Annotated in this window: 12 protein-coding genes and 3 tRNA genes; 10 read left to right on the top strand and 5 right to left on the bottom strand. The window is 65.9% G+C overall.

Annotated features, from left to right (window positions below; all coding sequences use genetic code 11):
- The first annotated feature begins 207 nt into the window (after positions 1–207).
- The 3 genes from LLS1_RS07010 (at position 208) to LLS1_RS07000 (ending at position 538) form a co-directional block, all read left to right on the top strand.
- Positions 208–280: transfer RNA gene (locus LLS1_RS07010), tRNA-Glu, on the top strand.
- A gap of 49 nt (positions 281–329) precedes the next feature.
- Positions 330–406: transfer RNA gene (locus LLS1_RS07005), tRNA-Asp, on the top strand.
- A 56-nt stretch (positions 407–462) separates the two neighbouring features.
- Positions 463–538: transfer RNA gene (locus LLS1_RS07000), tRNA-Phe, on the top strand.
- Positions 539–1,283: 745 nt separating this feature from the next.
- Here the strand turns inward: LLS1_RS07000 and LLS1_RS06995 are convergent.
- From LLS1_RS06995 to murQ, 5 genes are all read right to left on the bottom strand, one after another.
- Positions 1,284–1,529 (bottom strand): hypothetical protein, encoded by a 246-nt coding sequence (locus LLS1_RS06995; RefSeq protein ID WP_226654299.1) that lies wholly within the window; start codon positions 1,527–1,529, stop codon positions 1,284–1,286.
- Positions 1,530–1,640: 111 nt separating this feature from the next.
- Complete coding sequence (locus LLS1_RS19465; RefSeq protein ID WP_264186835.1) at positions 1,641–1,772, bottom strand: hypothetical protein; 132 nt, start codon at positions 1,770–1,772, stop codon at positions 1,641–1,643.
- A 37-nt stretch (positions 1,773–1,809) separates the two neighbouring features.
- Entirely contained in the window at positions 1,810–2,952 is a 1,143-nt protein-coding gene (locus tag LLS1_RS06990) for a G1 family glutamic endopeptidase (protein ID WP_226654297.1), read from the bottom strand.
- Positions 2,953–3,758: 806 nt separating this feature from the next.
- On the bottom strand, positions 3,759–4,793 hold the full coding sequence (locus LLS1_RS06985; RefSeq protein WP_226654296.1) for a Gfo/Idh/MocA family protein: 1,035 nt from the start codon (positions 4,791–4,793) through the stop codon (positions 3,759–3,761).
- A 10-nt stretch (positions 4,794–4,803) separates the two neighbouring features.
- Positions 4,804–5,745, bottom strand: coding sequence for an N-acetylmuramic acid 6-phosphate etherase (gene murQ / locus LLS1_RS06980; RefSeq protein WP_226654294.1), 942 nt, complete (start codon positions 5,743–5,745; stop codon positions 4,804–4,806).
- Positions 5,746–6,060: 315 nt separating this feature from the next.
- Between murQ and LLS1_RS06975 the strand changes: the two genes are divergently transcribed.
- The 7 genes from LLS1_RS06975 (at position 6,061) to LLS1_RS06945 (ending at position 13,261) form a co-directional block, all read left to right on the top strand.
- A complete protein-coding gene (locus tag LLS1_RS06975; RefSeq protein ID WP_226654293.1) occupies positions 6,061–6,930 on the top strand; it encodes a MurR/RpiR family transcriptional regulator in 870 nt (289 codons plus the stop codon).
- 59 nt (positions 6,931–6,989) lie between these two features.
- Positions 6,990–8,186, top strand: a complete 1,197-nt coding sequence (locus LLS1_RS06970) for an exo-beta-N-acetylmuramidase NamZ domain-containing protein (protein ID WP_226654291.1) — start codon at positions 6,990–6,992, stop codon at positions 8,184–8,186.
- Positions 8,187–8,311: 125 nt separating this feature from the next.
- Positions 8,312–9,286, top strand: coding sequence for a GNAT family N-acetyltransferase (locus LLS1_RS06965; RefSeq protein WP_226654289.1), 975 nt, complete (start codon positions 8,312–8,314; stop codon positions 9,284–9,286).
- Positions 9,287–9,315: 29 nt separating this feature from the next.
- The gene (locus LLS1_RS06960; protein WP_226654287.1) at positions 9,316–10,611 is read left to right on the top strand and encodes an extracellular solute-binding protein; all 1,296 of its coding nucleotides are present in this window, start codon (positions 9,316–9,318) and stop codon (positions 10,609–10,611) included.
- A gap of 79 nt (positions 10,612–10,690) precedes the next feature.
- Complete coding sequence (locus tag LLS1_RS06955; RefSeq protein ID WP_223358030.1) at positions 10,691–11,653, top strand: carbohydrate ABC transporter permease; 963 nt, start codon at positions 10,691–10,693, stop codon at positions 11,651–11,653.
- Entirely contained in the window at positions 11,653–12,537 is an 885-nt protein-coding gene (locus LLS1_RS06950; protein ID WP_223358031.1) for a carbohydrate ABC transporter permease, read from the top strand. Before LLS1_RS06955 ends, LLS1_RS06950 begins: the two co-directional genes overlap by 1 nt.
- Before the next feature lie 37 nt (positions 12,538–12,574).
- A complete protein-coding gene (locus tag LLS1_RS06945) occupies positions 12,575–13,261 on the top strand; it encodes a PIG-L deacetylase family protein (protein ID WP_223358032.1) in 687 nt (228 codons plus the stop codon).
- Positions 13,262–13,293: the final 32 nt, after the last annotated feature.

Here is a 13,293-nt window from a genome sequence, read left to right as displayed (position 1 = left end):
GCGGGGGGAGCCGTCGCTCGCAATCTGCCACGGAGACCCGCCGAATCCCGGCATTTGCGTGGGGCGTCGCCCGATCCGGAACCTCCTGCGGGGGCGGCCCGGCATCGGACCCGCCCGGGATGCAGGACCGATTCGCATTCCGTCCGCATCTTCCGTATGCTTATGCGTCGGTGGTCGTCGTGAAGCGAAAGCGGAGCGGGACAACCCGGCCCCATCGTTTAGCGGCCTAGGACACCGCCCTTTCACGGCGGCAGCACGGGTTCGAATCCCGTTGGGGTCACCCGTCCTCGCAAGCAGTGGGCGTCACGTACAATTGAACACAGAAGTAAGGCCCTGTAGCGCAGTTGGTTAGCGTGCCGCCCTGTCACGGCGGAGGTCGCGGGTTCAAGTCCCGTCAGGGTCGCCACGGCGACAAGCCCTTCCCCTCGGAAGGGCTTCCGTCTATCACCGCCCCGGCGGTGAGGCTCTGTAGCTCAGTTGGTAGAGCGTTCGACTGAAAATCGAAAGGTCACCGGATCGATGCCGGTCGGAGCCACCACGAAGACCCCCGGTCCATGACGGAATCCGGGGGTTTTCGCTGCCTGGAGCGCAACCGCGATGGTCTCGTGTCGACTTATAGGCAAGAACGTGTGGATGCTGTCGGGCGTGTCAGGGGCGTCCTGCCCAGCCTGAGCGGGTCCAGAGGCCTTCGTCTGCGCTGAGGCCGGTGTCGTAGGGGGTCGGCGCACGGTGTCGTCGGTGTTGAGTTCGGCGGTTTTCGGCTCTGGCGTTGTGGTCGGCTGGATGAGCTGGTGGGCGTCGTGGAGGGGGATCTCGTGGAGGGTGAGGAACCATTCGGCGGCGCGTTTCATGTGGTTCTCGCTCATGCCACGGTGGGCGCGGAGGACGTGCCGGATGCCGTTGTTGATGCCGCCTGGAGCCTAACCCGGTTTCCGAATGCTCAGCGCTGTCACTTGCAGAATGTGCGCCAATGACGCTGCTCGGCTCGAACGAGCTCCACATCGCACCGGACCGAGACTCAAGGTCAACAACGAGCGGCACGTCGCCGAGCTCGTCAACGGGCGCAACCTGACCCTATGGTCTGGCTGGGGTGCGCTCAGCACCAAGAGGTCCTTCCTGGCGCCGCTCCTTTGAGACGTCCCCGCCCTCCCGCTCTCTCCTCGAGCAGCTGGGTGTCGAGAGGAACCGTCCGCCGCGCGGGCCACCCCCACCACCCGCTGTAGGTGAAGGGCATCGCTGCGTTCGATCCCTTCACGATCGATCACTACCGGTGAGGACAGCGCCTACTGCTCTTGCGCCACGTCGACGCGCAAATCACACAGGCAGCGTTCGCCAGCCGCGGGCGGCCATGCCGAGCGATCGAGTAGCTCCAAGCTGTATGCCCGAGCAACCAATGCGGCCGAATTCTGCACGTGTGCCCGCGTTCGCATGAGGTGAAGCCTGTAGGCCACGTTCGCCTCACTCATGTAGAGCAGCGACGCAATCTGTTGCCGCGAATAGCCTTGGGCGAGATAGACGATGATCTTCACGTCGCGCACCCGCTGACAGCTATGACAACTCATAATGAACCCCCGTCACGGGAACAGCGCAGCACCCGTTCGACAAACGATCCCCCAATCGTCGATCCACCGCATCAGCGGCTACGAGCGGAACGGCACCGAGAACGAACTTGGATGCGCGATCCAGATGTAGAGCGCGTAGCCCCCTACCGCGACGACCGCCACCAGAATCAGTGCCAATAGCAATGCAGCCACGATGAGCCCGATCCACATCAGAACCCGCCTCGTTGCCCCCACGTTTTCAGTTCTATCACGGGCACGATTCGATTGCCCCGTAGTTGTCCCAGAGCAGATTGAAGGTTCCATCGACGTTCGGGATTGTGTAGATGTGATCAAGCTGAGTTGCTCCGCTACAGGAGGTCATCCTGATCGCCTTCGCGTTCGCATCGACGCTCTGGACAGCGAAGAAGTCGTTCGACGCGCCACCACCGTGCTCTTTGTAGCCTTGTGCGTCCTGGATTGGCTGGAGGACGAAATCACCCAGCTCGGAAAGGCCGACAGGCGTACCGGATCGTTCAACGATCCACTCGGCGGTTTGCCCGATGACAGAGTTGCTGCCGCCGGCGGGGAAGGATTCACTTCCTGACGCGCAAACGTTGAGGGTCCCGTTGCACAAGTCGAAGGTCCAGGAACTGTTGATGGCTCCACTGTAGGTGATGATCGAGTAGACATCGTCGTTCGCCCGGATCGTCAGATTGCCGATCTGCTGCTCGCTTTGGTACGGGAAAGACTCGAACCAGCCGTACGTCCCCGTAGCTCCGAGCGGACCAGAGAACGTCTCCGTGCCGGCCTGAATAAGCTGATCGTATGCGGACCTTCCGCTCCCGATTCCCGGCCAGATCGAGATTCGTCGTGTTGTGGTCGCCACGGGGGCATCAGGCGCAGGAACCTTCCAAAGTTGGGACGCCAACGTGTAGAAGACGTGGTTGGAGTCCAACCCGTCATATTCGTAGCCAGACCAGTTGGATGATGCGCAATTCGAACTGCATGAAGCAAACGGATCGATTGCGGAACTGATCCCTGAGCTGCTTCGGGCGGGTTCAGAGTGCACGTCCATCGCCTTACAGTCGATATGGTCTAGCCACGTCGGATTGTCTGCAACGATCCTCTGCATCAGCTTGTTCTTGCTCGCCGACTCGATTACATCGGCGGAAGTGCCCTCCGGAAGAATCGCCTTCACACCTTTGGCCTTCACCGCAGTCCGGTCAGGGACGACAGCCTCGAACGAGGAAGGACATCCCGTGTTACCTTCCGCGACCCTGGCCGCACCGGTTACCAGCGAGGAGTCAGCATCCGCCGTTGATGCGACTGCCCCTGGACCTCCGTAGACCAGTCCGGCAACGCAGATAATACCTGCCGCAATTCCGGCAGTAACTCTCCCCCGTCGATTCATCACTCACCCCTTCGGTAGCGCGCGACCCGGTACGGGTTTGTCTAACAGCTAGGGGCCGATGGCACGAAGTATCCAGCTGAGATCTAGTCATCTGATAGGGCGACGGAGCCGTCACGTTCAGCATCGAGTCATCAAGGCCCTACATTGTTGACTTCCAGCCCTTTCGATGTTCCGGCGGGTATCCCACCCCGTCGGACTTGGTGCTGACACGATTCTGCGTCTATGCGTTGCGAGCCCTTCACGGTCGACCAGTACCGGTAGGACGCGTCAGCGGCGCTCGACGGCACGTGACACTGCAGTTACCTACGACCGAAGACACATCTCCCCCAGTGGCCCTGCGCGCTCCGCGGCGATACTGGATAGGCCCGTCAGGCGAATCCTGCGTTATAGAACGAGGTCCACGGAGTCGTGTTGGGCGTGGGGAATCGGATGTTGGGGGTAGGCATGGCTCATCGCTTCACGGTGAACCCCGGTCTGCTGCGGTCGGCGGCGACCGACGCGAGCAAGGGGGCTGCGTCAGCGTCGAAGGGAGCCTGGCGTCGGCCACCGGCCTGGGTGACGGTCCTCTCGAGCAGGCGGCAGACCCGGTTGTGTCGAAATCGAGCTGGACAACCGCTAGCAACAGAAACCAGCGCTGATCAGCACGTGAAGTGTTGGCTGGTAGCCCGCAGCAACCGCTGAAAGCGACATCCTCTTAATCGAAAGGTCACCGGATCGATGCCGGTCGGAGCCACCACGAAGACCCCCGGTCCATGACGGAATCCGGGGGTTTTTGCTGCCTGGAGCGCAACCGCGATGGTCTCGTGTCAGGTGACGACTTCGCTCGCGCCGGACCGAAGCGACCGCTCGACGGCGAACAGCACCCTGTTGACCTGGATGCCGGCCGCGAGGGGAGTCTCCGGGCTGCGCCCCGACCTCAGGTCGGCGAGATACCGTCGCGTCATCCAGGCGGGCGCCCCGCTGTCGATGCCATCGAATGCCCCGCCGAGCACGCCGACAGTCGTGTGGCGGTCCTGGAAGACCTGCACTCCGCTGCGCCCGATGTCGGTCAGGGCGGAGCCCTGCGTTCCGACGAGCTCGTAGGTGAAGTCCACCGGCGCCGGGTGGCTCTCCGGCAGGACCCACGCCGAGGTGAGGGAGGCGGTGGAACCGTCGGTCAGCTCGGCCAGCACGTGGACGACATCCCAGGTGTCGATTCCGCGACCGGCCAGGACGCCCCGGGTGCCCCGTGCGAAGACTGTGCGGATGTCTGCGCCGCCGATCCACTGGACGAGGTCGACCGTGTGGGGCATGAGGAACCACAACGGCGAGCTCTTCGCGGCCCAGGAGAGCATGCGCTGCGGCACGGAGTAGGTGTTGCTCAGCCGGGCGGCCTGGAAGATCGGCGCCCCGGTCTGGCCGGCCTCCACGCTCTGGCGGATCGTGAGGAACGGAGTGTTCCAGCGGTTCTCGAAGGCCACCATGCAGTAGACGCCCGCCCGCGCGACCGCGTCGTCGATCCGTGCGGTGTCCTCCGGCGTGGTCGCCACCGGCTTCTCGAGCATCAGCGCAGCACCGCGGTTCGCCAGCTCCGTCACGGCATCGGCGTGAAGGAAGTCGGGTGTGGCGATGATCGCGGAGTTCGGGTCGGCCTCCGCGTACGCGTCTGCGATGCTCCGCCACACCGGGAACGGCTGCCCGTCGATGGTCGCAGTCGCCCCGTGCGGGAGAGCGGGGTCGACGAATCCGACCAGCTCGGCCTGCGGCTCCGTCGCGACGACATGGGCGAACATGCGGCCGCGCAGCCCCGCACCGACGATCAGCACCCGGGGGTGCATCGCACCCATGGACAGTCCGTTCATCTTCACACCCTCACGCGCCGGCGAGCGCCGTACGCAGGCTGTCGCTGGACTCGACGAGCTCCGCCGCATCCTCCGGGCTGAGGTCGCGCAGGAGCATGAGGACCGCGACCTGTACCGAGCCGCCTCCGCCCTCGAGCGCCGCGGCCGCCTCGTCTGCGGCGCATCCGGTGATGAACATCACGATGCGCTCGGCGCGCACACGCAGCTTCTCGTTCGTCGCGCGGAGGTCGACCATGATGTTGCCGTAGGTCTTGCCCAGCCGGACCATCGTCACGGTGGAGATCATGTTGAGGACCAGCTTCTGAGCGGTCCCGGCTTTCAGGCGCGTCGATCCGGCGATGAACTCCGGACCCACCACGACCTCGATGACGTGGTCCGCCCCCCGCCCGATCGCCGAATCCCGGTTGCACGCGACGGCGACGGTCAGCGCTCCCGCCGACCGTGCGAACTCCAGCGCACCGGAGACGAAGGGAGTGCGGCCGGAGGCGGAGAGGCCCACGACCGAGTCGAGCGGTGTCACGTCGATGGCCGCCATCGCCGCGGCGCCGCCGTCGCGGTCGTCTTCCGCGTCCTCGACGGCCGTGCGGATGGCGGTCTCCCCTCCGGCGATGACGCCCACGACGCGGGACGGGTCGACATCGAACGTGGGCGGGCACTCGCTGGCATCGACGACCCCCAGCCGCCCCGCCGTTCCGGCGCCGACATAGATCAGCCGCCCGCCGGCCCGCATCCGCGCGGCGATGTCGTCGATGGCCGCCGCGACCCGGGGGAGCACCTGGCGCACGGCTGCGGGCACCTCGCTGTCGTTCTCGTTCATGAGCGAGACCAGCCGCGAGGTCTCGAAAGTGTCGAGGTCGCCCAGGTCGGACGCCACGCTCTCGGTCGTCAGTGCGTCCAGCTCGCGGTGCAGGACGTCGCGCGGGCGTCCGGTGAGGTCGGTCAGTCTAGACACGGATGGCTTACCTTTCGTGAGGCAGGTCGGAGCGGAGGGTGAGAGCCGCCGCACGGTCGATGGCGGCGCCGAGCGGTCGCCGCGGTGGAGGCCGGCCCTCGCGCGCGGAGCGCGGTGATGAGACCGGTCAGGAAACGCGGTCCGGCTTCTGGGCTCACGGAGGTCCTCCACGGTTAGGATGAAGACAAATTACAGCAACGGAAGCCAGCAAGTAAATGATTGACAGATTTTGCCCGATCTCAGTACTGTGACACGACGACGAGGTGGGAAGGAGGACGCGTGGCACTGAGCGACAACGTCACTAGTGTTCTCACCGTGAGTATTCAGACGAGCATCCAGTCTCACGTCGACTCGTTCCCGCCCACCATGCGGCGCGTGGCGGACGTCATCCTCGAGCGCCCGCAGATCGTGATGGAGAACACGATCAGCGAGCTCGCGCGGGCCTGCGACACCTCCGAGGCGTCCATCGTGCGATTCTGCCGAGCCCTGGGCTTCACGGGCTATCCGCAGCTCAAGCTCCAGCTGGCGGCCGAACTGGCCAAAGAGTCAGCGGAGTTCGGCGGCAATGGAGACGGAGCCTACGGGGCGGACATCAGCCCGTCGGACACCCTCGCGGAGATGGTCGCCAAGATCGCCGGCAGCGAGATCCTGGGCATCCGGGAGACAGCGGACACTCTCGACATCAAGGTCCTCCAACGGGTGATCCGCAAGCTGGAGCGGGCGAAGCGCGTGGTGCTGTTCGGTGTCGGCGCGAGCAACGCCGGCGCACAGGATCTCGCACAGAAGCTGCTCAGGATCGGGCACGTCGCGCTCGCCTTCCATGACGCCCACGATGCCCTGGTCTCCGCCGCGCTCGTGGAGCAGGGCGACGTGGCGATCGGCTTCTCCCACAACGGGCGCACCCGCGAGACCATGGCCTTCCTGAGTGCAGCCCGACGCAATGGCGCGCACACGGTCGCCGTCACGAACGTCCCGGACTCGCCGCTCGCCGAGCAGGCGGAGAGCGTCCTGCGCACAGCCGTGCGCGAGACGACCTTCCGCTCCGGCGCGATGGCCAGCAGGATCGCCCAGCTCACGATCATCGACTACTTGTTCGTCGGGGTGGCCCGTGGTCGCTACGACCGCACCGTTCAGGCGCTCAAGAGCACGTACGAAATCGTCAAGGAACTCCGCGACGACAGCTGAGCGCCGTCGCGTCCTGTGCCCTCCGCGCGGGTCTTGGCGGCGCAGGACGAAAGAGGATCATGACCCGCACCAGGACGGGCGCGGAGCGCGCCGCTGACGACATCCGACTGCTCGGCGACGGCAGGATCGGGCTCCTGACGAACTTCACCGGGACGATGCCGGACCTGGGCCGCACGTCGGACGCGCTGGTCTCGGCGGGTGCTCCGATCAGCGTTCTGTTCGGTCCGGAGCACGGTCTGAACGGATCGGTGCAGGCGGGAGAGACCGAGTCCGAGTCGCACGATCCGCGCACCGACCTCCCGATCGTCGAGACCTATCTGAAGTCCGGAGCCGAGCTCGACCGGGTGTTCCAGGAGTCGGGCGTCTCCACCGTCGTCTTCGACATGCAAGACCTCGGCGTCCGCTATTACACGTACATCTGGACTCTCTACGACGCTCTGGAGAGCGCCGCGCGGACGGGGATGCGCTTCGTCGTCCTCGATCGTCCGAACCCGCTCGGCGGCCTTCGCGCGGAGGGTCCCGGCCTTCCTGATGCCGCGTTCTCGAGCTTCGTCGGTCGCAGCGACATCAACCAGCGCCACGGGCTGACGGCAGGAGAACTCGCGCGGCTGTTCGCGTCCCGTGACCTCGCCAGCCGCGGTCTGACGGTGGACCTGCACGTGGTGGAGGCCGAAGGGTGGAATCCGGGCGGCGGCTTCGACAGCACCGGACTGCCGTGGGTGCCGCCGTCGCCGAACATGCCGACTCTCGACACGGCGTTCGCGTTCTGCGGCACCGGCATCTTCGAGGGAACGAACGTGAGCGAGGGGCGCGGGACCACGCGCCCGTTCGAAATGCTGGGCGCTCCCTACATCGACGGCCGCCTTGCGACCCGGCTCCGCGAGTCGGGCATGGCCGGGGTCCTGTTCCGCGAAGTGTGGTTCGCGCCGACGTTCCACAAGTACGCCGGCTCGACGGTGCGCGGCGTACAGCTGCACGTGACCGACCGCGACGCGTTCCGTCCGGTCGCGACGGGGCTGGCGGTCCTCGATGCGATCGCCGAGCTGTATCCGGACGAGTTCCGGTTCCTGCCGCCGGGAGAGCGTCTGGACGGGCCGGATCGCCGGCACGCCATCGATCTGCTCTGGGGTTCCGACGAGCTGCGCAGGACGGTGGAGTCGGGGCTGCCGGCGGGCGGGCTCGTCGGCCCGGCCGCTCACGTGACAGAGCTCTACGGGCCCGATGTGCTGCTCTATCCGCGTGTTTCCGCCGTGTAACGGGCACGTAAATGATTGCCAAGAATCCTTTCCTGGCTGAAAATGCTTGACAGCATTGTTCTTATGAAGGTAATTTCGACCGCACCGACATCCAGCACCACAGCGAAGTGAGCGCGAGGAGAGCCATGCTGCAGACCACTACGACACCCACGATCCGTTCGTTCCGCACCGGCGACGGTCCCCTGATCGCCGAGGCCTGGACGCGTTCGGCGCCCGCCGACGGGATCACCGAATCGCGGTTCCGCGACATGTTCCTGCTGGACAGGAACTTCGACTCCGACGGCCTGACGATCGCCGAGCAGAACGGCGAGATCGTCGGAGCCGCGTACGGCGTCCGCCGGCTGATCGCGGCCGACGGCGCGGACCTCGAGCGGAGCTCGGGCTGGATCCCGTTCTTCTTCGTCGTGCCGGAGGCGCGTCGCTCGGGGATCGGCACGGCGCTGCTCCGGCGCACGATGGGCTGGCTCGCGGAACAGGGCGCGACGACGGCGTACTTCTCGTCGTACACCCCCAACTACTTCCTCCCCGGCCTCGATGGCGAGCGCTACCCCGACGCGCAGCGGCTCCTCGCCTCGCTCGGCTTCACAACGCAGTACGAGTCGGTCGCCATGGACCGGACCTTGAACGACTACGCGATGCCGGAGCGCATCCGGGAGCGGGCCGATGCACTGGTCGCTGCCGGATGGCGCTTCGGGTCGCCGACCGGGGACGACCTGCCGGAGCTGATCCGCATCGCAGGCACCCGGTTCAACCCCGACTGGGCGCGCGGCATCCGCGAGGGTGTGCTGGGCGGCCAGCCGCTGGAACGGATCATCACGGTCCGCGACCCGCAGGGCAGGATGCTCGGCTGGGCGATGCACGGCACGTACGAGAACGTGCTCGAGCGCTTCGGCCCGTTCGGTGTCCTTCCCGAGAGCCGGGGGACCGGCCTCGGTGAGATCCTCCTCCACCTCACGCTGGAACGGATGCGGGCGCTCGGCGCCCACAGCGCCTGGTTCCTGTGGACGGAGGAGACCTCGCCCGCCGGCCACCTGTACCTCAAGACCGGCTTCAGCGTCACCCGCACCTTCGCGATCCTGCACGCGCCGCTCGCTGGCTGAGCGGCCACGACATCACCGAGAGGAAGACCATGAGAACAGCACCGTCCCGCCGCCGGCTCGTCACCGCCGCGGCCGTCGCCGCGGCGACCGCACTCGTCATGAGCGGCTGCAGCGGAGGCTCCAGCGGCGACGACAACGGGAAGGTCACCCTGACCTTCCTCAGCCACTACGGCGACGAGCCCATGAAGAGCGGCATCAGCACGCTCATCGCCCAGTGGAACTCGGAGCATCCCGACATCCAGGTCAAGCAGCAGACCGTCAAGTTCGACGACCTGCTCACGACCCTCAACGTCCGCCAGACCGGCGGGCGCGGCGCAGACATCCTGAGCTCGTACGCGCTCTGGGGCGGTCAGCTGGCGGCCAACAACGTGCTGGACAAGCCGCCGGCGGACGTCGCCGAGGACATCAAGACGAACTACAGCTCTGCGGCCGCCGCGGCCGTGACCGGCGGCAACGGCCAGGTCTTCGGATACCCCACCGAGTTCAACACGTACGTCTTGTACTACAACAAGAAGATCCTCGCCGACGCCGGGTACGACTCCGCGCCGACGGATTGGGCCCAGCTCAAGGAGGTGGCCGAGAAGACGACGAAGAAGGACTCCTCCGGCAACTACCAGGTCGAGGGCCTGTCGCTCATCCAGGACGGCGACAACCAGACCGCGCACCCCTTCCTCTCGCTGCTCGACGCGGCGGGCGGGAAGTTCCTGAAGCCGGACGGCAGCTCCGCCCTCGACAGCACGGCGAAGGCGACCATGGAACTGGAGTCGGAGCTGGCCAAGAACGGCGCGACGACGACCTCGATCATGCCGACCAAGGCGTTCCCTGCGAACCAGGTGGCGATGGCCATCCAGGCGAGCTGGTGGATCGGCAGCCTCAAGAACCAGATGAAGGACGAGTACAAGAACGTCGGCACGGCCCCCGTCCCCGGCCCGAAGGCCGGCGAGCAGGGCTCACTCGCCTACGCGTTCTTCACCGGTGTGAACGCCGGGAGCAAGCACAAGGAGCAGGCCTGGCAGTTCCTGACCTGGTTCAACTCCCACAAGAACAAGGAGGGGGTGACCGAGATGGGCGACTTCCTCGCCTCGAACGGTCTGATCCCGCCGCGTAAAGCCGACGCCGACATCCTCGGCCCGAAGCTCCAGGCGGCCGACCCCAACCTCAAGCCGATCTACGAGGCGGCCGGCTACGCGATGGCCGAGTCGAACGCGGCGAACGCCTACAAAGCGAAGACGTCTCTCCACAACGCCCTCGATCAGATCCTCGTGAACAACGCACCGGTCAACCAGACGTTCAACGACCTGGTCGCCGAGATCAACCGCAAGTAACCCGACACGACCCTCGGGAGGGGCGGCGTCCCGCCGCCCCTCCCGCCCCGCGGAGGCAGCAGATGACAGGCACAGAACGATGACAGGCACAGTCGCGACCCCCACCCGTGAAGCGGTGAGCGAGCTCGAGGCACCCAGGCCACGGACCACGACGAGAAGTCGCCGCTTCCGCAGGGAGGGGCGTGCGGGATACCTGTTCCTCGCACCGTCGCTCCTGTTCTTCCTGGTCTTCCTGATCCTTCCGTCGTTCTTCGCGATCTTCCTGTCGCTCTCGAAGTGGGGCGGGTACGACCTCACGCAGATCCACTTCATCGGAGTCCAGAACTACACCGACATCCTCAACTTCAACAGCACCTTCGTCTCGCCGATCCTGGTGAACACGCTGGTGTTCGCGGCGCTGTCGGTCGTGCTCGCCGTCGCCGGATCGCTGATCGTCGCGCAGTGCATCGAGCGGCTCAAGTTCCAGGGGTTCTGGCGCTTCCTCTACTTCCTCCCCGTCGTGGCCACCGTGGTGGCGATCGGCAACGTGTGGAAGATGATGTACCAGCCGTCCGGCCTCATCAACGGCCTGCTCAACGCGCTGCACATCAACTCGATCGGCTTCCTGTCCGATCCCAAGATCGCGCTGCCGTCGGTCGCCGTGGTGCAGGCGTGGGCATCCATCGGCGCGGCGGTGCTCATCCTGACCGCCGGCATCAAGGCGATCGACCGCAGCGTCTACGAAGCGGCCGAGCTCGACGGCGCGAACAGCTGGAAGACGTTCTGGGGCATCACGCTGCCGCTGCTGCGCCCCTCCCTCGTGTTCGTGTTCATCACGCAGGTCATCGCCGGCCTGCAGTCGTTCGCCCTCATCATCGTGATGACCAAGGACGGCGGCCCGGTCAACTCCACGAACGTCGCAGCCTTCGAGATGTACCAGCAGGCCTTCAAGTTCGGCGCCTGGGGGACGGCGAGCGCGATGGCCATGGTGCTGTTCGTGATCATCTTCATCATCACCCTGATCCAGCTCTGGGTCAGCCGACGAGCGGGAGACGACGACTGATGCGCCTCCGTAACAAACGCGTCCGCACCCCCTGGTTCTCGTACCTCGTCGTGACCATCGGCGGGGTCGCGATGGCCCTGCCGTTCTTCGACATGGTGTCGAGCTCGTTCAAGGGATCGGGAGAGTACGGCATCCTGCCGTATCACTTCCTCCCGCAGGAGTTCACCTGGGGCAACTACTACGCGGCCTTCACCGAGCTGCAGCTGGGCAAGCTCTTCCTGACCAGCGTGATCGTGACCGTCGCGGTCACGGCATCGGTGCTGATCACCTCGGCGATGGCCGGCTACGCGCTTGCCAAGCTGCGCTTCCGGGGGCGGGAGGTCATCTTCCGCTTCATCCTCGCCACGATGATGCTCCCGCCGTTCCTGCTGCTGATCCCCGACTTCCTGATCATGCTGAACTGGCCGCTGGTCGGCGGCAACAACATCCTCGGCCAGGGCGGCGACGGCGGCATGACGACCAACATCGTCTCGCTCATGCTCCCGTTCCTGGTCAGCGGTTTCGGCATCTTCCTGATGCGTCAGTTCATGGTGGGCGTCCCGAACGAGATGCTCGAAGCCGCACGGATCGACGGCGCGGGCGAGTGGCGGCTGTTCTGGAGCGTCGTGCTGCCGCAGGCCAAGCCGGTGGCGATCACGCTGGGCCTGATCACCTTCGTCGGCCAGTGGAACGAGTACATCTGGACCTCCTTGATGGCCTCGGCGAACCCCGACCTGATGACCCTGCCCGTCGGCATCCAGCTGCTGCAGAGCTTCATCGACCCCAACCGCACGATGCCGATCGTCATGGCCGGGATCGTCATCAGCACCCTGCCCGTGCTGATCCTGTTCCTCTTCCTGCAGAAGTACTACGTCCGTGGCGTGGTGCTGTCCGGCATGAAGTGAACCGACCGAGAACGACGCGAGAAACGGAGCGAATCGAATGAGGACAGTGCTGGCCATCGGTGGGCACATCGGCGACATGGACCTGACCGCAGGACCCACGCTGGCGAAACTGGCGCTGGAGGGCGCGCGGACGATCATCCTGGCGTGCACCTACGGCGAGCGCGGCCACCCCCGCCTCTCGCCGGACGAGTACCGCGTGCAGAAAGTGCGCGAAGGCGAGGAGTTCGCCGCGGGCATCGGAGCGGAGTTCCGCGTGCTCGACTACTCGGACGGCTTCCTCCCCGCCGACGACACGGCGGCGGAGCAGATCGCCGACATCATCCGCACGGAGAAGCCGGACACGATCATCACCCACTGGACGAAGAGCATCCACCGGGACCATGAGCACGCGGCCGTGCTGGCCGAGCGTGCGCGATTCCTCGCGTCGCTTCCCGTCGACAGCCCGCTGGGCCGCCACAGCGTGGGGACGTTCCTGCACGCCGACAACTGGGAGGACGCGGACGGCTTCGTGCCCGACCTCTATGTGCCGATCCCCGACGAGGCGTTCGAGCGCTGGGCCGCCGCGATCCAGGGCCAGGCGTTCGCGCGCGGCGAGACGTACGGCTTCCGTTACATCGACTACTACACCGCGCTGATGTCGGCCAAGGGCTGTCTGGCGGGTGTCGACCGCGCGTGCGGTTTCGTGCGCGGCGGAAGCTCCAAGTTCGAGCTCGCGGGACCGTGACGGCCGCACCTCCGGCGCCGTCGGATGCGACC

It is taken from the genome of Leifsonia sp. LS1 (genome assembly GCF_020521355.1).
Classification (GTDB): Bacteria; Actinomycetota; Actinomycetes; order Actinomycetales; family Microbacteriaceae; genus Leifsonia.
This window is presented reverse-complemented; position numbering and strand designations above follow the sequence as displayed.